The following is a 23,688-nucleotide window of genomic DNA, read 5'->3' as shown; positions in this document are numbered from 1 at the left end:
CAAAGTCTATACGGCAAATCGGCGTCAGGGGCTGCGGAGAAACGCCTGGTCACCAATGAGCTGCCGTCACGCCAGAACTGCACCGCCTGATCGTGCGTGATAACCTTGCGACCATCGCAAATACCCGGCAGACGCCCCTTCATCCAACGAGGGACCGACCGTCATGCCTCAAGGTTGCCCACCCTCTTTTCAAGAACTTGCCTAAGCCACTGATGAATAAAGCAATTTCCGACCTGTCCTCACACACGCCCATGATGCAGCAGTACTGGAAACTCAAAAACCAGCACCTGGATCAACTGATGTTCTATCGCATGGGCGATTTCTACGAGATCTTCTACGAAGATGCCAAGAAAGCCGCCAAGCTGCTGGATATCACCCTGACCGCACGCGGTCAGTCGGCAGGCCAGAGCATCCCCATGTGCGGTATTCCTTACCATGCAGCCGAGGGCTATCTGGCCAAGCTGGTCAAGCTGGGCGAATCAGTTGTCATCTGCGAACAGATCGGCGACCCGGCGACCAGCAAAGGCCCGGTGGATCGTCAGGTGGTGCGGATCATCACGCCGGGGACCATCAGCGATGAGGCCCTGCTGGATGAGCGCCGGGACAACCTGATCGCAGCCGTGCTGGGTGACGAGCGCCTGTTCGGCCTTGCGGTGCTGGATATCACCAGCGGCAACTTCAGCGTGCTGGAGATCAAGGGCTGGGAAAACCTGCTGGCCGAGCTTGAGCGCATCAATCCGGTCGAGTTGCTGATCCCGGATGACTGGCCACAAGGTTTGCCAGCCGAAAAACGCCGCGGCGCCCGGCGTCGTGCTCCATGGGATTTCGAGCGTGATTCGGCGCATAAAAGTCTGTGTCAGCAGTTTTCAACCCAGGACCTTAAAGGCTTCGGATGCGAAAACCTGACGCTGGCCATTGGTGCGGCCGGTTGCCTGCTTGGCTACGCCAAAGAAACCCAGCGCACTGCTCTGCCTCACCTGCGCAGCCTGCGGCATGAGCGCCTTGACGACACGGTGATTCTCGATGCTGCCACTCGCCGCAATCTGGAGCTGGACATCAACCTGTCCGGGGGACGCGACAACACGCTGCAATCGGTCATGGACCGTTGCCAGACGGCGATGGGCACACGACTGCTGACCCGGTGGCTGAACCGCCCGTTACGCGATCTGCCGATTCTTCAAGCGCGTCAGGCATCGATTGCCTGTTTTCTGGACCGCTACCGTTTCGAACACCTGCAACCGCAGCTCAAGGAAATCGGCGATATCGAGCGGATTCTGGCGCGTATCGGCCTGCGCAACGCACGGCCCCGCGACCTTGCCCGCCTGCGCGATGCCCTGAGCGCCCTGCCCGAGCTGCAACTGGCGATGGCAGACCTGGACACGACGCACCTGCAACAACTGGCGAAGACGGCCAGCACGTACCCGGAACTGGCTGACCTGCTGCAACGCGCCATCATCGACAACCCTCCCGCCGTGATTCGTGACGGCGGCGTCCTGAAGACCGGGTACGACGCCGAACTGGATGACTTGCAGTCACTGAGCGAAAACGCCGGTCAGTTCCTGATCGACCTGGAGGCCCGGGAAAAAGCCCGCACCGGCCTGAGCCATCTGAAAGTCGGCTACAACCGCGTGCATGGCTACTTCATCGAGTTGCCCAGCAAACAGGCTGAACAGGCACCGCCTGATTACATACGTCGCCAGACCCTGAAAGGTGCCGAGCGATTCATTACGCCCGAACTGAAAGAGTTCGAAGACAAGGCGCTGTCGGCCAAAAGCCGCGCACTGGCACGCGAAAAAATGCTGTACGAGGCGCTGCTCGAAGACCTGATCGGCCATCTGGCGCCGCTTCAGGACACAGCAGGAGCGCTCGCCGAACTCGACGTGTTGAGCAACCTGGCGGAACGCGCGCTCAACCTCGATCTGAACTGCCCACGCTTCGTCACCGAGCCTTGCATGCGCATCGAGCAAGGTCGTCACCCTGTCGTGGAACAGGTGTTGAGCACGCCTTTCGTCGCCAACGACCTGGCACTCGACGACAGCACGCGCATGCTGGTCATCACCGGCCCGAACATGGGCGGTAAATCGACCTACATGCGCCAGACCGCGCTGATCGTGCTGCTGGCCCACATCGGCAGCTTCGTACCCGCTGCCAGTTGCGAACTGTCGTTGGTGGACCGGATCTTTACCCGGATCGGCTCCAGTGACGATCTGGCGGGTGGCCGTTCGACGTTCATGGTCGAAATGAGTGAAACAGCGAACATCCTGCACAACGCCACCGATAAAAGCCTGGTCTTGATGGACGAGGTGGGGCGCGGCACCAGCACGTTCGACGGCCTGTCTCTGGCATGGGCCGCGGCCGAATGCCTCGCGCAACTGCGTGCCTACACACTGTTCGCGACGCATTATTTCGAGCTGACGGTCCTGCCGGAAAGCGAGCCGCTGGTGAACAATGTGCATCTGAATGCCACCGAGCATAATGAACGGATCGTGTTCCTGCACCGCGTGCTGCCCGGGCCTGCAAGCCAGAGCTACGGTCTGGCGGTGGCACAGCTGGCCGGCGTTCCGGGAAAAGTCATCACGCGCGCCAAAGAGCATCTGCAGCGCCTGGAAACCACCAGCCTTCCTCACGAGCAGCCGCGCGCCAAACCCGGAAAACCTGCCGCCCCGCAGCAGAGCGACATGTTTGCAAGCCTGCCTCACCCGGTGCTGGATGAACTGTCGAAAATCAAGGTTGACGACATGACCCCGCGACAGGCGCTGGACTTGCTTTACACATTGCAAACTCGTCTGTGACGCGAACCGTAACAAGCTGTTAGAATCCCGCGCGGTTTGGGATGCTCTCGGCTTTTAGCCTGGCCGGGGTGTTTTTCGAGCCGCGTGAAAACGCAGCGAACCTAATGTAGGTGGCACGCGACGCAGCAAGACTGCTTCAAGGCCACTGATCAAAAGCACGTGTTTTCATAGGGCCGGGAATTCTCCCGAACCTGGCAACCCTGTCTGGAAGGGCTCTGCTGCAGCCGCCTGAGGAGAAAATTAGAAATGACCTTCGTCGTCACCGACAACTGCATCAAGTGCAAGTACACCGACTGCGTAGAAGTCTGTCCGGTGGACTGCTTTTACGAAGGCCCGAACTTCCTGGTGATTCACCCGGACGAGTGCATCGACTGCGCGCTCTGTGAGCCTGAATGCCCTGCGGTGGCCATTTACTCGGAAGACGAGATCCCGGCCGGCATGGAGAACTTCATCGAGCTCAACGCAGAACTTGCGGAAGTCTGGCCCAACATCACCGAAAAGAAAGACGCCATGCCGGATGCGGCAGAGTGGGATGGCAAGCCTGGCAAGATCGCCGATCTGGAGCGCTAGATTCCAGACAGACAAAAGGCCCTTCAGAGGGCCTTTTTGTTAAGTCGGTTTTGCTGTTTGACGGGCAAAAAAAGGGGCGGTATGACCCGCCCACATTTTCTCCCTAATCCCTGTATTCCCTTGTCATCGTCCTGATGAATCGCGTCCCGCGATGTCCCTGACCTTCATCCTTGATGGCCTGTGCCGGTCCGTTGGCACAGCTTCGATATTAGAGATTTGACGTCGGAGAGCAACACCCGAAACGCTCCTGAATATTTCCGCGATCATGCCCGCCGAAAAGACAATCGCTTTGAAATCAGCCTGTTGAAGGGGTTTGAAACGACGCTTGGCCGCAATTCTCACCCTCAATACCTTAATGACTTACAGCAGCCGTACGCGATGGATTACAAAGCGCAAGCACTCTTCACCCGCCCTCACTGATTTCTTCCGACTGCATTCGCACGATACAGAGGCGCTTTACGAGGAATTAAAATGACGGAAGACATATAAAAAGGCCGATACACACATCAAGTGTTATATCGGCCTTGTGGTGACGCTGCAGGGGGGGACGTTACTGGAAGAGTGACTCGCTGGACAAACCGTTCTTTTCAAGGATCTCACGCAGGCGCTTGAGACCTTCGACCTGGATCTGCCTTACACGCTCGCGCGTCAGCCCGATCTCAAGCCCTACATCTTCAAGTGTGCTGCTTTCATGACCGCGCAGGCCGAAGCGGCGGATAACCACCTCACGCTGTTTCTCGGTCAGTTCGGACAGCCACTGGTCGATGCTCTGGGACAAGTCGACATCCTGCAGAAGCTCGCACGGGTCGGTCGGACGGTCATCGGTCAATGTATCAAGCAGGGTCTTGTCCGAGTCAGGCCCCAACGAGACATCCACTGACGATACACGCTCATTCAGGCCCAGCATGCGCTTGACCTCACCCACCGGCTTTTCCAGCAGGTTGGCGATTTCTTCAGGAGACGGCTCATGGTCCAGCTTCTGGGTCAGCTCTCTGGCTGCACGCAGGTAGACATTCAGCTCCTTGACCACATGAATCGGTAACCGGATGGTCCGGGTCTGATTCATGATTGCCCGTTCGATGGTCTGACGAATCCACCAGGTGGCATAGGTGGAAAAGCGGAAGCCACGTTCAGGATCGAACTTCTCGACCGCCCGGATCAACCCCAGGTTGCCCTCCTCGATCAGATCAAGCAATGACAGACCACGATTGACATAACGCCTGGCAATTTTAACCACCAGCCGCAGATTGCTTTCAATCATGCGCTTGCGCCCGGCCGGGTCTCCACTTTGCGACAGGCGCGCAAAATGAACTTCTTCTTCCGGGGACAATAGAGGAGAGAAACCGATTTCATTGAGGTACAGCTGGGTAGCGTCGAGCGCCCGCGTATAGTCAATGTACTTGTGTTGTTTGAGCGATGTTGATGGCTTGGCCTTGGTGCGTCCCGAGGCAGCAGCAGGCTGCTTCTCGTTTGACGCTTCCTTCAGGACAATGCCGGCTTCCATAAGGAGCACTTCATCATCGATGTCAAACTCCGGCGCTTCGTTGCCAAGAGCCATTGTTTTAGTCCTTTGGTGAGTTCGACCTCAAGCTCCAGCGCCGCCTGGTTCCATGGCAACACTTGAGCCTGTTCCTATTACGCCAGGAACAGGCTGGCAACTATCAACGACGTGGCAAGAATCCCAGCGGGTCTACAGGTTTCCCTTGGCGGCGAATCTCAAAATGCAGTTTCACCCGGTCAGTTCCTGTTGACCCCATTTCGGCAATCGTCTGCCCTGCCTTGACCTGTTGCCCTTCCCGTACTAATAGCCTGCGATTATGACCGTAGGCACTGACGTAGGTATCGCTGTGTTTGATGATGATCAATTCGCCGTAGCCCCGTAATCCACTTCCGGCGTAAACAACTGAACCATCAGACGCTGCCAAAACAGGCTGTCCCAAATCACCAGCGATATCAATTCCTTTATTCAAACTGCCGTTTGAGGAAAATTTTCCTATCAATATGCCACTAGATGGCCAGGTCCAACCCGTCGGAGACCGGCCGGCCGGGCCTGTGGCGGTGGTCGCAGAGGGAGGTATCACCACAGGTACAACCTCGACAGGCTTGGACATGACGGTGGTTTTGACCGAGCCAGAACTGCTGGTGCTGGTTGAAGTAGAGGTGACAGGACGTCCCGATCCGGACGCCGACGCTACACCTTGTGTTGACGGTGAGCGACCATCAAAGCGAATCGTCTGACCCGGCTTGATGGTAAACGGCTCCGGAATCTGATTGCGGGCCGCCAAGGCTTTCCAGTCCCAGCCGTAACGAAATGCAATAGAAAAAAGCGTATCGCCCCGCCTGACCACATATTGACCCGTGGTCACTGTCGGACGCTGGGCAACTGCATTGCCATTGCGATCAACCACGCGAACGCCGCCCGAGGGCGAGCTGGAGCAGCCGACCAAGAGGACACTGAGAACAATGCCAATCACCAGACGCTGATAACTTTTTGAAGACCTGAGCTGCTGAATGACTGTGAGACTCACCCGCCACTCCCTTTACTGGTGACTGAATTCAAAAAAGATGCCTATTGTGTCGTAAGAGCGACGGCAGCCCGTGATTAACCGCGGAAAAACGTTGTTATGTATCAATAAGCTGCATGACGTGACGCCATCAGGCAATCTAACATTATCGGCCGCGCGGTGTAGACCGATGACTGGCGCCAGAATTCACTCGTTGCCGCAGACAATCTTCAGGCAATCGGCCCGTTGAGCAGCGGAACGAAGCGCACGGCGCCCAATACGTGCCGGGAAAACCCGTTTTCTTCACGGATGATCAGCATCAATTGCTGAACTTCGCCAGCGCCTACCGGTATGACCAGCCGACCACCGGGAGCGAGCTGATCGAGCAGCGCCTGTGGCACGTCGGTTGCCACGGCCGTCACAATGATGCCGTTGTAAGGCGCCAGTGCCGGCCACCCCTCCCAGCCGTCGCCCCAGCGAAAAACCACGTTGCGCAGGTTCAGTTCGACCAGCCGCTCCTTGGCGCGGTCTTGAAGCACTTTGATGCGCTCGACCGAAAAAACCCTTTCTACCAACTGCGCCAGCACTGCCGTTTGATACCCCGACCCCGTGCCGATCTCCATGACCTTGTCCAGCGGACCGGCTGCCAGAAGCAACTCACTCATTCGTGCAACCATATAAGGCTGCGAAATCGTCTGGTTATGGCCGATGGGCAACGCCGTGTCTTCGTAGGCGCGATGCGCCAGCGCTTCATCAACGAACAGGTGCCGGGGCGTCTTGCGGATGACGTCCAGCACGCGCTCGTTGGAAATGCCTTCTTCACAGAGGCGCTGAATAAGGCGCTCGCGGGTTCGCTGCGAGGTCATCCCGATCCCGCGACGCAATAGATCATCCTGATCACGCGACATCAACGCAGGCCCTCCAGCCAGTGGTTCAGGCTACTGAAACCGTCCTGATAAGTTCGATCCAGCTGCAACGGTGTGATCGAGACGTAACCTTGCATGACCGCATGGAAATCGGTGCCGGCTCCGCCATCCTCGACATCGCCTGCAGCCGCGATCCAGTAACCGGCACGACCACGCGGATCGACGACCTTCACCGGCGCTGCGGCACGGGTACGGTGCCCCAATCGGGTCAGTTGAATGCCACGGATGTGCTCCAGCGGCAGGTTTGGAATATTCACGTTCAGTACCGTACGGGGTGGCAGGTCGAGCTGCTCATGGGCCTCGACCAGCAAACGCGCATAATGCGCCGCCGTCGCCAGATTATCCGGCTGACGTGAGAGAAACGAAAAGGCAAACGACGGGCGCTGCAGGAAACGTCCCTCGAGGGCTGCGGCCACGGTGCCCGAATACAGCACATCGTCACCCAGATTGGCCCCCAGGTTGATGCCCGACACGACCATGTCCGGCTCACGTTCCAACAGGCCATGAATCCCCAGATGCACGCAATCGGTCGGCGTGCCGTTGAGACTGATAAAGCCGTTGGCCAGTGTTTGCGGGTGTAACGGCCGGTCGAGTGTCAGTGAACTGCTGGCCCCGCTTTTGTCCTGGTCAGGCGCGATCACCACACATTCGGTGTAATCGGCCAGCGCTGCATACAGCGCCGCAAGACCAGGTGCAGTCACCCCGTCATCATTTGATATCAGAATACGCATGAGCTGTCCGTCTGCCCAACCGGCACCAGATCCACGAGTTCACGCACCAAAACAGTGGCGAAGCATCCGGGCGGAAGGACGAATTCCAGTTGCAGAATGTCAGACTCGGGATAATGCCACGTCAGCCGCCCAATGGGCAGTCGCAGGATGCGACGTTCGTGCTCCATCCCTGCCCTGACCAGCCAGTCACGCAGTGCCGACTCGTCACAGGCAATGGCGTTTTCCAGCACCGCCGTCGCACCGCTAGCTGGCGAAGAGCCTTCACCCCATTGCGGGCCGGTGGGATGCAGGTCGAGAATCGCCAGGCGAGGATCGCTGCACTCGTCGATTCCGGCCGGAAAAAAGCTCCGGCTGTCAGTGAATGCCAGCAGATCACCCACCTGGGCTTGCTGCCAACTGCCATCTGCCACCCGCGCCGCCAGCACCCGGTTGAACAGATAGCTACGCGCCGTGGACAACAGTCGCGAGCGCACTGCACGTTGCTCCGGCAGCGCCTGACGGTTGGCGTAATCGCGGGCTTCGCCCAGATTGCCGCCCTGATAGCCGAAACGTTGCGCGCCGAAATAATTGGGGATGCCCTGCCGGGCAATTGTTTCAAGACGCTGATTCAACGCGTCTTTGTCAGCGCTCAGCTGAGTCAACCTGAGGGTGAAGCCATTGGCTGCGTGAGCACCGCGCTGCAACTTGCGCCGATGCCGACCGCTTTCGAGAATCCGCAGGGTCTCGTCCTGGGCCGCCGCCAGGTCAGGGTCGGCTTTGCCCGGGAGCTGGATACTGAACCACTGGCGGGTCAGAGCCTGACGGTCCTTCAGACCGGCGTAACTGACCGTGCGCAATGGGACGCCCGCCGCACGGGCCAGTCGACGAGCGGCTTCCTCGGTGTTCAGACCGCGCTTCTCGACCCACAACCACAGGTGTTCGCCGTCGCCCGACAGGGGGATATCCAGCACTTCGTCCACCTGAAAATCTTCAGCCGTGGCTTTGAGGGCTGCACAACCCAGCGCATCGCCGTAGGCTCTCGGCCCCAACAGTTCCAGTTCGGTCATGCGGGCAGCAACAACGCGACGGCATGCACGGCAATGCCTTCTTCACGTCCGGTAAAACCGAGTTTTTCGGTGGTCGTGGCTTTCACGTTCACCTGATCCAGGTCCACGTGCAGGTCTTCGGCGATCAGCGCACGCATGGCATCAATATGAGGGGCCATTTTCGGCGCCTGAGCCACGATGGTGGCGTCGACGTTACCGACCTTCCAGCCTTTGCCGTGGATCAGCTTCAGCACATGCCGGAGCAGCACGCGGCTGTCGGCACCCTTGAATTGCGGGTCGGTATCAGGGAAGTGCTTGCCGATGTCGCCCAGTGCCGCGGCCCCCAGAAGCGCATCGCTCAAGGCGTGCAACAGGACATCGCCATCGGAGTGGGCCAGCAGGCCGAAACCGTGTGCAATCCGCACGCCGCCCAAGGTGATGAAATCGCCTTCGGCAAAACGATGCACATCATAGCCATGACCAATACGCATAAAAAAACGCCCTGAAAAAAGACAGGGCGTGATTCTACCTGCTTTGGCGCGCGTTAGCTGTTCAAGGCTTCGGCGTGATGCCTGAGATGGTCTTCGATGAAGCTGGCGATGAAGAAATAGCTATGGTCATAACCGGGCTGCATCCTCAGCGTCAGCGGGTAATGCGCGGTTTTGGCGGCCTGAAGCAGGGCCTCGGGTTTGAGCTGATTGACCAGGAAATCGTCACGATCACCCTGATCAACCAGGGTCGGCAGTTTTTCCGTGGCCTCTGCCATCAACACACTGGCGTCCCACTCGCGCCAGCGGGAACGGTCTTCACCCAGGTATCGGGAGAAAGCCTTTTGCCCCCACGGGCAATCGATCGGGTTGCTGATGGGTGAAAATGCCGACACCGATTTGTAACGGCCCGAGTTGCGCAAGGCACACACCAGCGCGCCGTGACCGCCCATCGAATGACCGCTGATGCTACGGGCCTGGGACGCAGGAAAGTGCGCTTCGACCAGTGCGGGCAATTCCTTGACCACGTAGTCGTGCATTTGATAATGCCGCGCATAAGGCTGTTCGGTGGCATTCAGGTAAAAACCGGCACCGTGGCCGAAATCCCACGCACCGTCGGGGTCATCCGGTACATCGGCGCCGCGCGGGCTGGTATCAGGCGCAACGATGATCATGCCCAGGTCCGCTGCAAATCGCAGGGCTGCCGCTTTCTGCATGAAGTTTTCGTCGGTGCAGGTCAGGCCCGACAGCCAGTACAACACGGGCAACTTGACGCCCTGCTCGGCCTGCGGCGGTAGGTAAACGGCAAACACCATGTCGCAGCCCAGCACGTGGGAATGATGCTTGTAACGCTTGTGCCAGCCACCGAAGCTTTTCTGACACGAAATGTTTTCCAACGGCATGCAAAGTCCTCCCGTGACAAACCATCAGCTTCAGGCGGGCACTCAACCCTTGTGCCGCGTGAAGCTGACCGCTCGCCGCTTTCGATCAGAAATGAATGACGGTACGAATGCTTTTGCCTTCGTGCATCAAGTCGAACGCTTTGTTGATGTCTTCCAGGCCCATCGTGTGGGTGATGAACGTATCCAGCGGGATTTCGCCGGTCTGCGCCATGTCGACATAGCTCGGCAGCTCGGTACGACCACGCACACCGCCAAACGCCGAACCGCGCCAGACGCGACCGGTCACCAACTGGAACGGACGTGTGGAAATTTCCTGACCGGCACCCGCCACGCCGATGATCACCGACTCGCCCCACCCCTTGTGGCACGACTCCAGTGCCGCACGCATCAATTGCACGTTGCCGATGCATTCAAAGGAGAAATCGACGCCACCGTCCGTCATGTCGACGATGACTTCCTGAATCGGACGGTCGAAGTCTTTCGGGTTGACGCAGTCAGTAGCGCCCAGCTGCCTGGCGATCTCGAACTTGGCCGGGTTGATGTCGATGGCGATGATCCGGGCCGCCTTGGCCTTGACCGCGCCGATCACTGCAGACAGGCCAATGCCGCCCAGACCGAAGATCGCCACGGTATCGCCCGGCTTGACCTTCGCGGTGTTGAGCACTGCGCCGATACCGGTGGTGACGCCGCAACCCAGCAGGCAGACTTTTTCCAGCGGTGCGTTCTTGTCGATTTTGGCCACCGAGATTTCCGGTAGCACGGTGTATTCGGAAAAGGTCGAGGTGCCCATGTAATGGAAAATCGGCTCGCCCTTGTAGGAGAAACGTGTCGTGCCGTCCGGCATCAGGCCCTTGCCCTGGGTCGAACGGATCGACTGACACAGGTTGGTCTTGCCGGAACGACAGAATTTGCACTGTCGGCATTCCGGTGTGTACAGCGGAATGACGTGATCACCGACCGCCACCGAGGTCACACCTTCACCCACGGCCTCGACAACAGCGCCGCCTTCATGACCGAGAATCGACGGGAAAATCCCTTCGGGGTCAGCCCCGGACAGCGTGTACGCATCCGTGTGACAGACGCCGGATGCCACTACTTTGAGCAGCACTTCTCCCGCTTTGGGCATGGCGACATCGACTTCAACGATCTCCAGTGGCTTCTTGGCTTCAAAGGCGACAGCAGCGCGTGACTTGATCATCAATTTTCTCCGACGGGTAAAAACAAGGTTTGCAGTGTAGTACAGTGCCAATTGACGAGTAATGCGGCTAAAAGCAAAACATTAATGCTGTACAGGGATAATAGATGTACACCAATCGCTGGGAAGGTCTGGACGAATTTGTCGCCGTCGCTGAATGCGGGCAGTTCACGGCGGCGGCGCTGCGCCTGGGCGTCTCTTCGTCTCACGTCAGCCGACAGATCGTGCGTCTTGAGGAGCGCTTGCAGACTCGACTGCTGTACCGCAGCACGCGCAAGGTCGCGCTGACCGAAGCCGGCCAGACGTTTTTGCACCACTGCCAGCGCTTGCAGGACGGGCGCGAAGAGGCGCTGCGTGCTGTCGGTGATCTGGCCAGCGAGCCGAAAGGACTGTTGCGCATGACCTGCGCGGTGGCGTACGGCGAGCGCTTCATCACGCCACTGGTCACGCGCTTCATGGACCTGTATCCACAACTGCGCGTCGACATCGAGCTGAGCAACGACACGCTGGACCTTGTGCATGAAGGAATGGACCTGGCGATTCGTCTGGGTCGATTACAGGATTCGCGTCTGGTCGCCACCCGTATTGCGCCGCGCAAGATGTACGTGTGCGCCTCGCCGTCCTACCTCGAACGTTATGGACGGCCTCACAGCCTGTCGGAACTGAGCCGTCACAACTGCCTGATCGGGGGCAGCGATACCTGGCAATTGCAGCAGAATGGTCGGGAGTTTTCTCAGCGAGTACAGGGGAACTGGCGCTGCAACAGTGGCCAGGCGGTGCTGGACGCGGCGCTGCACGGGATCGGTCTGTGTCAGCTGCCGGATTATTACGTGCAAAGGCACCTTAAGGACGGAGCGCTGGTTTCCCTGCTGGACGCCCACCAGCCGCCCAACACGGCCGTCTGGGCGCTGTACCCGCAACAACGCCACCTGTCACCCAAGGTGCGAAAGCTGGTCGATTACCTGAAAGAAGGGCTGGCGATGCAGGATGAATATCGCCAATAGCCTCGGCTAGCGGTCGAACTCTTTACGACGCTGGCGCAACCACTCAAGGTCTTCGGGACGAGTGACCTTGATATTGTCGGAGCGCCCTTCAATCAGACGCGGTGACTGCCCTGCCCACTCGATGGCCGAGGCCTCGTCGGTGATGCTGACATTCGACACCAGGCTGTCAGCCAGGGCGCGATGCAACGTGCCAAGGCGAAACATCTGCGGCGTGAACGCTTGCCAGATCAGGCTTCGATCCACGGTCTCGGCCACCCGACCATGGCTGTCGGCTCGTTTGAGGGTATCGCGAGCCGGCACCGCCAGGAGGCCGCCGACGGGATCATTCGCCAGCTCACCCAGCAGATTGTCCAGATCGCTGCGTGCGAGGTTCGGGCGTGCGGCGTCATGCACCAACACCCAGTCCTCGTCACTCGCCCCCTGCGCATGCAAATGCAGAAGCGCGTTGAGTACCGAACCCGAACGCTCGCTGCCGCCTTTTACCCGCTGGATACGCGAGTCATGCGCACAGGGCAGTTCAGCCCAGTAAGGGTCGTCCACCGCCAGGCTGATCACCAGCCCCTTGAGTCGGGGGTGATTCAGAAAACAGAGCAGGCTGTGTTCAAGAATTGTCAGGCCGCCCAGTTGCAGGTATTGCTTGGGACGGTCGGCTGCCATACGGGCACCGATGCCCGCCGCAGGTATCACTGCCCAGAAGGCAGGAAGGAAATCTGTCATCGCACCCACTTGATTATTGCGCGAGCTGGTAAAGGGTTTCTCCGTCCTTGACCATGCCCAATTCATGCCGGGCACGCTCCTCAACGGTTTCAAGGCCCTTTTTCAACTCCATGACCTCAGCATCGAGCACGCGATTGCGCTCAAGCAGCACCTCATTCTCAGCGTGCTGGTCGGCAATCTGCTGAGTCAGGCTGGCCACTTGCGCAAGGCTGCCGTTACCGACCCAAAGACGGTATTGCAAGCCACCCAGCAACAAGAGCAGGACGAGGAACAACCAGTTAGGACTGCGCATTGAAATATCAGGTACCCAGTAAAAAAACAGCAGAGCCAACGTGAAGAACAAATGACTGAGGGCATTGAGCCTGACATAAGCCAGGCTCAATCACTCCAGATTACCGCGGAGCGTCAGCATCAGAGCTGCGAAGGCCAGTCAGGTGACTCGACTCTCGGCAGCGCTCTGCGTCTTTTTACCATCTATGGCTCAGCCGCGAAACTCGGCACGACCACGATACACAGCTTTGGAACCCAATTGCTCTTCGATGCGCAGCAACTGGTTGTACTTGGAAACGCGATCGGAGCGGCACAGCGAGCCGGTTTTGATCTGGCCAGCCGAGGTGCCCACCGCCAGGTCGGCAATGGTGGAATCTTCAGTCTCACCGGAGCGGTGAGAGATGATGGCGGTGTAACCGGCGGCTTTGGCCATCTGAATGGCTTCGAGCGTTTCGGTCAGGGTGCCGATCTGGTTGAACTTGATCAGGATCGAGTTGGCAATCTTCTTGTCGATGCCTTCTTTCAAAATCTTGGTGTTGGTCACGAACAGGTCATCACCGACCAGTTGGACCTTCTCGCCGATCTTGTCGGTCAGGATTTTCCAGCCGTCCCAATCAGACTCGTCCAGACCGTCTTCGATGGAGATGATCGGGTGCTTGCGCGTCAGCTCGGCAAGGTATTCGGCGAACTCGGCAGCGCTGTACTCGCCCTCCTCGCTGAGTTTGTACTTGCCGTTCTTGTAGAACTCGCTCGCCGCGCAGTCCAGCGCCAGGGTCACGTCGGTGCCCAGTGTGTAACCTGCATTGGCCACGGCTTCGGCGATAGCGTCGAGTGCTTCTTTGTTGGAGGCCAGGTTCGGAGCGAAACCACCTTCGTCGCCGACCGCAGTGTTCAGGCCACGCGCCTTGAGTACCGCCTTGAGGTGATGAAAAATCTCGGTGCCCCAGCGCAGGCCTTCGGCGAAGCTCTTGGCGCCGACCGGCTGGATCATGAATTCCTGGATGTCGATGTTGTTATCGGCATGCTCGCCACCGTTGATGATGTTCATCATCGGCACCGGCATGGAGTACACGCCCGGCGTACCATTGAGGTTGGCGATGTGCGCGTACAGCGGCAGGTCCTGATCCTGTGCAGCAGCCTTGGCCGCAGCCAGAGAGACAGCCAGGATTGCGTTCGCGCCCAGGCTTGCCTTGTTCTCGGTGGCGTCCAGCGCGATCATCGCGTGGTCCAGGGCCTTTTGATCAACCGGATCTTTACCCAGAAGCAGGTCGCGGATCGGGCCATTGATGTTGGCAACAGCCTTCAGAACACCCTTGCCCATGTAACGGCTCTTGTCGCCATCACGCAGCTCCAGCGCTTCGCGCGAGCCGGTTGACGCACCCGACGGCGCGCAGGCGCTGCCGATGATGCCGTTATCGAGGAGCACATCGGCTTCTACAGTAGGGTTGCCACGTGAGTCGAGAACTTCACGACCTTTGATGTCGACGATTTTTGCCATTGTTGTAAACACTCCAAGATTGACGAAAACGACGCAGCTGGAAAAAAACGATGCCCGCATTCAGACGCAGAAAAAGGCAGCCCTGAATGCAACAACCCCGTCACGAATGACGGGGAACGGCACTTTACCGGAGAACCCTGCTCAAGCGGTCTCTACGATCGGAAAACTTTTGACAAGTTCATCCAGGGACTTGAGCTGGGCCAGAAACGGCTCCAGCTTGTCCAGACGCAAGGCGCAAGGGCCATCGCATTTGGCGTTGTCAGGGTCCGGATGGGCTTCAAGAAACAGACCGGCCAGATTCTGACTGATGCCGGCCTTGGCCAGATCGAGCACCTGGGCACGACGCCCCCCGGCAGAGTCGGAGCGGCCACCCGGCATTTGCAGGGCGTGGGTCACGTCGAACAGTATCGGGTACTCGAACTGCTTCATGATGCCAAAGCCGAGCATGTCCACCACCAGGTTGTTGTAACCGAAGCTGGAACCACGCTCGCAGAGAATCAACTGATCATTACCCGCCTCTTCGCACTTGGTCAGGATGTGTTTCATTTCCTGAGGCGCGAGAAACTGGGCTTTCTTGATGTTGATGACTGCGCCGGTTTTGGCCATGGCCACGACCAGATCGGTCTGGCGCGACAGAAACGCCGGCAACTGGATGATGTCACAGACTTCCGCCACAACGGCCGCCTGATGAGGCTCGTGTACGTCAGTGATCAGCGGCACGTTGAAGGTGCGCTTGACCTCTTCGAAAATACGCATGCCTTCTTCAAGGCCCGGCCCACGGTAGGAGTTCACCGAGGAACGGTTGGCCTTGTCGAAGCTGGCCTTGAACACGTAAGGGATGCCGAGCTTTTCGGTCACCCTGACGTACTCTTCACAGACCTGCATGGCCATATCCCGGGACTCGAGGACGTTCATGCCGCCGAACAGCACCATAGGCTTGTCGTTGGCGATCTCGATCGAGCCTACGCGGATGATTTTCTGAGCCATGTCTGAAGTCCCTGTCAGGAGTTTTTCTGATGTTGAGCCAGTGCTGCTTTGACGAAGCCGCTGAACAGCGGATGCCCGTCACGTGGCGTGGAAGTGAATTCCGGGTGGAACTGGCAAGCGACGAACCACGGATGATCCGGCGCTTCGACCACTTCAACCAGCGCGCCGTCACCGGAGCGGCCGGAAATCTTCAGACCGGCTTCGATCAGTTGCGGCAGCAGATTGTTGTTCACTTCGTAGCGGTGGCGGTGACGCTCGACAATCACGTCCTTGCTGTAGCAGTCGTGTACCAGAGAACCGGCTTCCAGCTGGCATTCCTGCGCACCCAGACGCATGGTGCCGCCCAGATCGGAGCTTTCGGTACGGGTTTCGACTGCGCCAGTAGCGTCTTCCCACTCGGTGATCAGACCGACCACGGCGTGCGCGCTGGTACGATCGAACTCGGTCGAGTTGGCGTCTTTCCAGCCCAGCACGTTACGGGCGAACTCGATGACCGCAACTTGCATACCCAGGCAGATGCCCAGGTACGGAACCTTGTTTTCACGCGCAAACTGAACCGCCGTGATCTTGCCTTCAACGCCGCGCAGACCAAAACCGCCAGGAACCAGGATGGCGTCCACGCCTTCCAGCAGGCCGGTGCCCTGATTCTCGATGTCTTCGGAGTCGATGTAACGCAGGTTCACCTTGGTGCGGTTGGTGATGCCGGCGTGGCTCATGGCTTCAATCAACGACTTGTAGGCGTCGAGCAGTTCCATGTACTTGCCGACCATCGCGATGGTGACTTCGTGTTCCGGGTTGAGCTTGGCGTCGACCACCTTGTCCCACTCGGACAGGTCGGCACCGCCGCATTGCAGGCCGAAGCGCTCGACCACGAAATCGTCCAGGCCCTGCGAATGCAGAATGCCCGGGATCTTGTAGATGGTGTCCGCGTCTTCGAGGGCGATGACCGCACGCTCTTCGACGTTGGTGAACTGAGCGATCTTGCGACGCGAAGAAATGTCGATCGGGTGATCGGAGCGGCAGACCAGGACATCAGGCTGCAGACCGATGGAGCGCAATTCCTTCACCGAGTGTTGAGTCGGCTTGGTTTTGGTCTCGCCAGCAGTGGCAATGTACGGCACCAGCGTCAGGTGCATGAGCATCGCGCGGCGTGCGCCGACTTCGAAGCGCAGTTGACGGATGGCTTCGAGGAACGGTTGCGACTCGATGTCACCGACCGTACCGCCGATCTCGACCAGTGCCACATCGGCATCGCCTGCACCCTTGATGATGCGGCGCTTGATCTCGTCGGTGATGTGCGGAATGACCTGAATGGTCGCGCCCAGATAATCACCACGGCGCTCTTTGCGCAGGACGTGTTCGTACACACGGCCAGTGGTGAAGTTGTTGTTCTGGGTCATGGTGGTGCGGATGAACCGCTCGTAGTGACCAAGGTCCAGGTCGGTTTCAGCGCCGTCGTGGGTGACGAACACCTCTCCGTGCTGGAACGGGCTCATGGTGCCTGGGTCCACGTTGATGTAGGGATCCAGTTTCAGCATGGTGACCTTGAGTCCCCGCGCCTCCAGGATGGCCGCCAGTGAAGCCGAGGCAATGCCTTTCCCCAATGAAGAAACAACACCGCCCGTGACGAAGATGTAGCGCGTCATGAAAAACCCTAGAAGTCTGCGTTAAAGCGGTCAGAGCCGCCGGGGAAAGCGAAGGAAGGCCGAAGCCTCCGATTACCGACAAAATTCACGGTGTACTCCCGAAACTGCTGCGTTGAAACCGACCGGCCAGAGCCAGTGCGTTATGCGCTACATTTTAAGAATTACCCAGTAAACACGGGTTGGTAACCGGTAACTTGCGTTGTTTCAAAAGAACCAACAGAAGTTGTATCAAGAAGGGAGCGTAGTCTACCCGAAAGGACCTTTCAGCTCAAACTTTGGTCGCGGGGCGGTGCAACCCAGCGCAAACGCCAGCGTTCATTGGGCGAACCGTCCAGTCCGGGCAGGTTGGCGACGGCCAACAGCACGTTGTCGCGATAAAGCAGCGGCAATCTGCCGCGCATAAATGCCGGTACTGACTGCTCATTGAGCAGCCGCTTGAGGTCACGGCTGCCGCGCCCATCGATTTGCATGACCTCACCGCCCTGTCGATAGCGTATGTCCAGCACTCCAGACGGGGCCTCCCCTTCCAGCTTCACGCGACCGTTGCCTGGCAGATGCAGTGCGTCATTCACGTTGAGCCAGCTCGTAACACCGTCAAATACCTGTGCCCAGCCAGCGGGCAGCCACCAGATACAGCCTTGCGCCCGATGCAGCTCGCCATCGACAAGTCGCCACAGCGGACGAGCATCCTGTGCCGCGTCGCGCAATGCCTCCCAACCTGCCCAGTGGTCGGTGTCCGGCAAACGGGTCAGCGGCGCCAGCCAATGGCGCAATGCGTTGCGCTGCCGTGCGGCGGACAGTTCGACAAGCGGCTTGAGTGCCAGCACTGGCAAACCCAGCCAGGCAAAAGGTGTGGTGGCCTGCGCGCTTGCCAGGTCCAGCTGCGCCAGCTCGTCGAGCAGCTGCTGAGCTTCGCCGAGATGAACCGCGGTGCGTGACAGGCTGGCAGTCGTTTGCGGCCATCTGGACGTCAACAAGGGCACGACCTGATTGCGCAAAAAGTTGCGCGAGAACTGATCATCGCCATTGCTGGGGTCTTCCACCCAGCTCAGGCCGTTTGCGTGCGCGTAGGCTTCCAGCTCCGCGCGCGATACCGTCAGCAACGGCCGCACCAGATGCCCACGACCGATAGCGCGCTGCACGGGCATGGCGGCCAGACCACGCACACCGGCGCCGCGCAGAAGGCGGAACAACAGGGTTTCGGCCTGATCGTCCCGGTGCTGCGCAGTCAGCAGCACCTCTCCGCTCCCCAGCCGGTCAGTGAACGCGGCATAGCGCGCCTGCCTCGCCGCCTGCTCGACGCTCGCACCGGCTTCCACCTTTACGTCCACCCGCTCGAACGACACACCCAGCGCCTGACAAACCTGCTGACAATGCTCAGGCCATGCATCGGCAGCCGCCTGCAAACCGTGATGAACATGGATTGCGTGCAGAACAGGCAGGGGCTCATACCGGGAGAGTGACGCGAGAAGGTGCAACAGCACCGTGGAATCCAGGCCGCCGGAGAAGCCGACATGCCAGGCGAGCGCATTGCGCCAAGGGGCCAGCGCTTGAAGAAGCCTGGCAGGAAGGTCATGACCGCTGTGTGTCGACGTGGTCATCGGTATGCCTCACGGGGCTTCGCTGATTCGCACACTGACGGCTTCAATGCTCAAGCCAGCGCTTTCGCGAACACGTTCGCACCCACGCCCTTCGGGCAGAAGCCCGCAAGGCGTGAGAGCAACAGGGGCGCCGATCATCATTGCCAGCGAAAGCGATGACTCGACGCAACGCAGCTTACAGACCGTAGCTCATCAGGCGATCATAACGACGGGCCAGCAGCGCATCGTTGTCGAATTCCTTGAGCATGGCCAACTGGCTGCTCAATGCATCACGGATCAGGCCTGCTGCGGCCACCGGGTCACGATGCGCGCCACCCAAAGGTTCCGGGATGACCTTGTCGACAATGCCCAGACCTTTCAGGCGATCAGCCGTGATGCCCATCGCTTCGGCCGCATCCGGTGCCTTTTCCGAGGTTTTCCACAGAATCGATGCACAGCCTTCCGGAGAGATAACCGCGTAAGTCGAGTACTGAAGCATGTTCAACTGGTCGCAGACGCCAATGGCCAGCGCACCACCGGAACCGCCTTCACCGATGACGGTGGCGATGATCGGGGTTTTCAGGCGAGCCATCACGCGCAGGTTCCAGGCGATTGCTTCGCTCTGGTTGCGCTCTTCGGCGTCGATACCCGGGTACGCACCCGGTGTGTCGATGAAGGTCAGGATCGGCATCTTGAAACGCTCGGCCATTTCCATCAGGCGGCACGCCTTGCGGTAGCCCTCAGGACGCGGCATGCCGAAGTTGCGGCGCACTTTCTCGCGCACTTCGCGACCTTTCTGATGGCCGATGACCATGACCGGCTGATTGTCCAGACGGGCGATGCCGCCGACAATCGCTGCATCGTCGGAGAAGTGACGATCACCGTGCAGTTCATCGAATTCGGTAAAGATGTTTTCGATGTAATCCAGCGTGTAGGGGCGACGCGGATGACGCGCCATGCGCGCGATCTGCCAGCTGGTCAGGTTGCCGAAGATGCTTTCGGTAAGCGTCTTGCTCTTGTCTTGCAGCCGGGAGATCTCGTCGCCGATGTTCAGCGAGTTGTCGTTACCCACCAAGCGCAGTTCTTCGATTTTGGCCTGCAAGTCAGCGATAGGCTGTTCGAAATCAAGGAAATTCGGGTTCATAGGCATCCGTCTTGGGTCGACGGCCAAGAGGCCGGCCGGTTGATCCGTCTGCGCCTTTCCTGCTCGGAACAGGCGCGGTCAGGTCGAAATTAAAAGTCAGGGTTGAGCGCAAGTCGAGCCTGCGGCGTTCAACGATACTGGAGAAAGACGTTCTCACGCCCGAACTGGTCACGCAGAGCTTGAATCAAGCTGTCCGCGGGATCAATTCGCCATGCTTCTCCCAATTGCAGCAGTGCTTTGGCATCCTGCCCCGTGTAGTCCACCGTGATCGGGCAGGCACCTCGATGGCGCTTGCACAGATCACCGAGCCAGCGTAGCCGATCACCTTTGAGCGCGTCGGCATGCACCGTCACTCGCAAGCTTTCCGCCAGGTTGGTGCGGGCATCTTCGATACTCATGACACGTTTGGCGCGCAATCTCAGACCACCGGAGAAGTCATCATTACTGACTTCACCCTCGACCACCACCATAGCATCGGTCTGCAACAGTGACTGAGCCGAATGAAACGCTTCGGCAAACAGAGACGCTTCGATACGTGCCGAGCGGTCATCCAGGGTGATAAACCCCATCTTGTCGCCCTTCTTGTTCTTCATCACACGCAAGGCAATGATCAGGCCCGCCACCGTCTGAGTGTCTCGGGCCGGTTTCAGGTCAATGATCCGCTGACGGGCAAAACGGCGAATCTCGCCTTCGTATTCATCAATCGGGTGCCCGGTCAGGTACAGCCCCAGGGTTTCTTTTTCACCGCGCAAACGATCCTTGAGGCTCAGTTCGCGGGTCTTGCGATGATTGGCATAAACGTCGGCGTCCGCCTCGACGAACAGCCCGCCAAACAGGTCCGCGTGACCACTGTCATGGCTGCGGGCGGTCTGCTCGGCGGCCTGAATGGCCTCTTCCAGCGCCGCCAGCAACACCGAACGGTTGCGGTCGATATTGGCCTGATACGCCTTGGGTTCCAGCTCGAAGTAAGGGCCGAGACGATCCAGCGCACCACTGCGGATCAGACCGTCCAGCGTTCGTTTGTTGACGCGTTTGAGGTCCACGCGCGCGCAGAAATCGAACAGGTCCTTGAACGGCCCGTCCTGGCGCGCATCGGTAATGGCTTCGACCGGCCCCTCGCCCACGCCCTTGATCGCACCAAGGCCGTAAAGGATGCGACCATCGTCGCTGACCGTGAACTTGAACTCCGACGTGTTCACGTCCGGTGCGTCGAGGCGCAACTTCATGGTGCGCACTTCTTCGATCAAGGTCACGACCTTGTCGGTGTTGTGCATGTCCGCCGACAACACGGCCGCCATGAACGGCGCCGGGTAGTGAGTCTTCAGCCAGGCGGTCTGATAAGACACCAGCCCATAGGCCGCCGAGTGGGATTTGTTGAAACCGTAACCGGCGAATTTCTCCACCAGGTCGAAAATGTTACCGGCCAGATCCGCGTCGATATTGTTGGTCTTGCAGCCGTCAATGAAACCACCGCGCTGCTTGGCCATTTCCTCTGGCTTTTTCTTACCCATCGCACGACGCAGCATGTCCGCGCCGCCAAGGGTGTAACCGGCCATGACCTGCGCGATCTGCATCACCTGTTCCTGATACAGGATAATGCCGTAGGTCGGAGCCAGCACCGGCTTGAGGCCTTCATACTGGTAATCGACGTGCGGGTACGACAGCTCCGCACGGCCGTGCTTGCGGTTGATGAAGTCGTCAACCATGCCCGATTGCAAAGGGCCGGGACGGAACAGCGCCACCAGTGCGATCAAATCTTCCAGGCAGTCGGGCTTGAGCTTTTTGATCAGCTCTTTCATGCCGCGCGACTCGAGCTGGAACACCGCTGTGGTTTCAGCCCGCTGCAGCAGCTGATAGGTCGGCATGTCATCGAGCGGAATGAACGCGATGTCCAGCGGCGCTTCATTGACCTTGGCGCGGTCACGGTTGATGGTCTTGAGCGCCCAGTCGATGATCGTCAGGGTCCGCAGGCCAAGGAAGTCGAACTTCACCAGCCCCGCGGCCTCGACATCGTCCTTGTCGAACTGGGTCACCAGACCGTCACCGGCCTCGTCGCAATAGATCGGGGCAAAATCCGTCAGTTTGGTCGGAGCGATGACCACACCACCGGCGTGCTTGCCGACGTTACGCACGATGCCTTCAAGCTTGAGGGCCATCTCCCAGATTTCGGCAGCCTCTTCATCGACCTTGAGGAAGTCGCGGAGAATCTCTTCCTGCTCATAGGCCTTTTCAAGGGTCATGCCGACTTCGAACGGGATCATCTTCGACAGACGATCAGCCAGCCCGTAAGACTTGCCCTGCACACGCGCCACATCACGCACCACCGCCTTTGCCGCCATCGAACCGAAGGTGATGATCTGGCTGACGGCGTTGCGACCGTACTTCTCGGCCACGTATTCGATGACCCGGTCGCGACCGTCCATGCAGAAGTCGACGTCGAAGTCGGGCATCGAAACCCGCTCCGGGTTCAGGAAGCGTTCGAACAGCAGGTCGTATTCCAGCGGATCGAGATCGGTGATTTTCTGTACATAGGCCACCAGCGAGCCGGCACCCGAACCACGGCCCGGACCTACCGGGACGCCATTGCTCTTGGCCCACTGGATGAAGTCCATCACGATCAGGAAGTAACCGGGAAAGCCCATCTGGATGATGATATCCAGCTCGAAATTCAACCGGTCGACATACACCTGACGCTTGGCTTCGTAATCTTCCGTGGTGTCCTTGGGCAACAGGACAGCAAGACGCTCTTCGAGACCGTCGAACGAGACCTTGCGGAAATACTCATCGATGGTCATGCCATCGGGAATCGGAAAGTTGGGCAAGAAGTGAGTGCCCAGCTTCACGTCGATGTTGCAGCGCTTGGCAATCTCGACGGTGTTTTCCAGCGCCTCAGGCAAATCACTGAACAGCTCGGCCATTTCCTCCGGGCTTTTCAGGTATTGCTGATCACTGTAGTTGTGCGAGCGACGCGGATCGTCCAGCGCCCGGCCTTCGCCGATGCAGACACGGGTCTCATGGGCTTCGAAGTCGGCCTGCTTGATGAAGCGTACATCGTTGGTCGCGACCAGCGGCGCACCGTGACGCTCGGCCAGGGCAACGGCGGCATGCAAATGCTCTTCATCGTTGCTGCGATTGGTGCGCTGCACTTCGATGTAGAAGCGGTCAGGAAACACCTCCATCCACTCGCGCAACAATTCGTCTGCCTCACCGGGGTTGCCACCCAGCAGCGCCATGCCGATCTCGCCTTCTTTGGCCGCGGAGAGCGCAATCACGCCTTCGCTGGCCTGCGCGACCCACTGGCGCTGGATGACGATCTGACCGTTGCGCTGGCCTTCGATGAACCCCCGGGAAATCAGCTCGGTCAGGTTGCGGTAGCCCTGGGCGTTCATCGCCAGCAGGCTGATACGGCTGAGCGCGGCGTCTGCATCACGGCCGGCCAGCCACAGGTCGACGCCACAGATCGGCTTGATCCCGGAGCCCTGAGCGGCCTTGTAGAATTTGACCAGCGAACACATGTTGTTCTGGTCGGTCACCGCCACGGCAGGCATGTTCATGCCGGTCAGCGCCTTGATCAGCGGTTTGACCCGGACCAGACCGTCAACCAGCGAGTATTCGGTGTGCAGGCGTAGATGAACGAAAGAAGCCGGCATGGTGATCCTATAACGCGAAAATACAAAAAACGAAGGGCAGGATTGTAGCGGCCTCCGGC

19 protein-coding genes are annotated in these 23,688 nt (G+C 59.1%); 3 read left to right on the top strand and 16 right to left on the bottom strand.

Going from position 1 to position 23,688, the window contains the following annotated elements:
* Nucleotides 1–224: 224 nt before the first annotated feature.
* Together mutS and fdxA are read left to right on the top strand one after the other, a co-directional pair.
* Nucleotides 225–2,792, top strand: a complete 2,568-nt coding sequence (mutS, locus tag BW686_RS16510) for a DNA mismatch repair protein MutS (RefSeq protein ID WP_179149297.1) — start codon at nucleotides 225–227, stop codon at nucleotides 2,790–2,792.
* 246 nt (nucleotides 2,793–3,038) lie between these two features.
* On the top strand, nucleotides 3,039–3,362 hold the full coding sequence (fdxA, locus tag BW686_RS16505; RefSeq protein ID WP_004657930.1) for a ferredoxin FdxA: 324 nt from the start codon (nucleotides 3,039–3,041) through the stop codon (nucleotides 3,360–3,362).
* Between the two features lie 550 nt (nucleotides 3,363–3,912).
* Here fdxA and rpoS read toward each other — a convergent pair.
* The 8 genes from rpoS to BW686_RS16465 form a co-directional block, all read right to left on the bottom strand.
* Nucleotides 3,913–4,920, bottom strand: coding sequence for an RNA polymerase sigma factor RpoS (gene rpoS, locus BW686_RS16500; RefSeq protein WP_084918651.1), 1,008 nt, complete (start codon nucleotides 4,918–4,920; stop codon nucleotides 3,913–3,915).
* Nucleotides 4,921–5,023: 103 nt separating this feature from the next.
* Nucleotides 5,024–5,890, bottom strand: a complete 867-nt coding sequence (locus tag BW686_RS16495) for a peptidoglycan DD-metalloendopeptidase family protein (protein WP_084918650.1) — start codon at nucleotides 5,888–5,890, stop codon at nucleotides 5,024–5,026.
* A 206-nt stretch (nucleotides 5,891–6,096) separates the two neighbouring features.
* Nucleotides 6,097–6,732: a protein-L-isoaspartate(D-aspartate) O-methyltransferase gene (locus BW686_RS16490; protein WP_179149296.1), complete on the bottom strand. Its 636-nt coding sequence runs from the start codon at nucleotides 6,730–6,732 to the stop codon at nucleotides 6,097–6,099.
* A 41-nt stretch (nucleotides 6,733–6,773) separates the two neighbouring features.
* Nucleotides 6,774–7,523: a 5'/3'-nucleotidase SurE gene (gene surE / locus BW686_RS16485; RefSeq protein WP_024671828.1), complete on the bottom strand. Its 750-nt coding sequence runs from the start codon at nucleotides 7,521–7,523 to the stop codon at nucleotides 6,774–6,776.
* Nucleotides 7,511–8,569 carry a tRNA pseudouridine(13) synthase TruD gene (gene truD / locus BW686_RS16480; protein ID WP_084918648.1) on the bottom strand — a complete coding sequence of 353 codons (1,059 nt, stop codon included), beginning with the start codon at nucleotides 8,567–8,569 and terminating at the stop codon, nucleotides 7,511–7,513. Before truD ends, surE begins: the two co-directional genes overlap by 13 nt.
* Entirely contained in the window at nucleotides 8,566–9,039 is a 474-nt protein-coding gene (ispF, locus tag BW686_RS16475) for a 2-C-methyl-D-erythritol 2,4-cyclodiphosphate synthase (protein ID WP_084918647.1), read from the bottom strand. Before ispF ends, truD begins: the two co-directional genes overlap by 4 nt.
* Before the next feature lie 53 nt (nucleotides 9,040–9,092).
* Nucleotides 9,093–9,938 carry an S-formylglutathione hydrolase gene (gene fghA / locus BW686_RS16470; RefSeq protein WP_084918646.1) on the bottom strand — a complete coding sequence of 282 codons (846 nt, stop codon included), beginning with the start codon at nucleotides 9,936–9,938 and terminating at the stop codon, nucleotides 9,093–9,095.
* Nucleotides 9,939–10,023: 85 nt separating this feature from the next.
* Nucleotides 10,024–11,136: an S-(hydroxymethyl)glutathione dehydrogenase/class III alcohol dehydrogenase gene (locus tag BW686_RS16465; RefSeq protein WP_084918645.1), complete on the bottom strand. Its 1,113-nt coding sequence runs from the start codon at nucleotides 11,134–11,136 to the stop codon at nucleotides 10,024–10,026.
* Between the two features lie 104 nt (nucleotides 11,137–11,240).
* On the opposite strand from BW686_RS16465, the gene BW686_RS16460 reads away from it, so the two are divergent.
* Complete coding sequence (locus BW686_RS16460) at nucleotides 11,241–12,137, top strand: LysR substrate-binding domain-containing protein (protein ID WP_084918644.1); 897 nt, start codon at nucleotides 11,241–11,243, stop codon at nucleotides 12,135–12,137.
* Nucleotides 12,138–12,143: 6 nt separating this feature from the next.
* Here the strand turns inward: BW686_RS16460 and ispD are convergent, their stop codons facing one another.
* The 8 genes from ispD to dnaE form a co-directional block, all read right to left on the bottom strand.
* Complete coding sequence (gene ispD / locus BW686_RS16455) at nucleotides 12,144–12,854, bottom strand: 2-C-methyl-D-erythritol 4-phosphate cytidylyltransferase (RefSeq protein WP_084918643.1); 711 nt, start codon at nucleotides 12,852–12,854, stop codon at nucleotides 12,144–12,146.
* 13 nt (nucleotides 12,855–12,867) lie between these two features.
* Nucleotides 12,868–13,146 carry a cell division protein FtsB gene (ftsB, locus tag BW686_RS16450; protein WP_005891859.1) on the bottom strand — a complete coding sequence of 93 codons (279 nt, stop codon included), beginning with the start codon at nucleotides 13,144–13,146 and terminating at the stop codon, nucleotides 12,868–12,870.
* A gap of 189 nt (nucleotides 13,147–13,335) precedes the next feature.
* Nucleotides 13,336–14,622: a phosphopyruvate hydratase gene (gene eno, locus BW686_RS16445; RefSeq protein ID WP_084918642.1), complete on the bottom strand. Its 1,287-nt coding sequence runs from the start codon at nucleotides 14,620–14,622 to the stop codon at nucleotides 13,336–13,338.
* 141 nt (nucleotides 14,623–14,763) lie between these two features.
* Entirely contained in the window at nucleotides 14,764–15,609 is an 846-nt protein-coding gene (gene kdsA / locus BW686_RS16440; protein WP_084918641.1) for a 3-deoxy-8-phosphooctulonate synthase, read from the bottom strand.
* Between the two features lie 14 nt (nucleotides 15,610–15,623).
* A complete protein-coding gene (locus BW686_RS16435; RefSeq protein ID WP_084918640.1) occupies nucleotides 15,624–17,255 on the bottom strand; it encodes a CTP synthase in 1,632 nt (543 codons plus the stop codon).
* Between the two features lie 263 nt (nucleotides 17,256–17,518).
* Complete coding sequence (tilS, locus tag BW686_RS16430) at nucleotides 17,519–18,856, bottom strand: tRNA lysidine(34) synthetase TilS (protein ID WP_084918639.1); 1,338 nt, start codon at nucleotides 18,854–18,856, stop codon at nucleotides 17,519–17,521.
* Nucleotides 18,857–19,031: 175 nt separating this feature from the next.
* Entirely contained in the window at nucleotides 19,032–19,979 is a 948-nt protein-coding gene (locus tag BW686_RS16425; RefSeq protein WP_084918638.1) for an acetyl-CoA carboxylase carboxyltransferase subunit alpha, read from the bottom strand.
* A 128-nt stretch (nucleotides 19,980–20,107) separates the two neighbouring features.
* On the bottom strand, nucleotides 20,108–23,629 hold the full coding sequence (dnaE, locus tag BW686_RS16420; protein WP_084918637.1) for a DNA polymerase III subunit alpha: 3,522 nt from the start codon (nucleotides 23,627–23,629) through the stop codon (nucleotides 20,108–20,110).
* Nucleotides 23,630–23,688 lie beyond the last annotated feature (59 nt).

This window comes from Pseudomonas syringae (assembly GCF_002157375.1).
GTDB lineage: Bacteria > Pseudomonadota > Gammaproteobacteria > Pseudomonadales > Pseudomonadaceae > Aquipseudomonas > Aquipseudomonas syringae_T.
The sequence above is the reverse complement of the archived record's forward strand: the minus strand, read 5'-3'. Positions and strand labels throughout refer to the sequence as shown.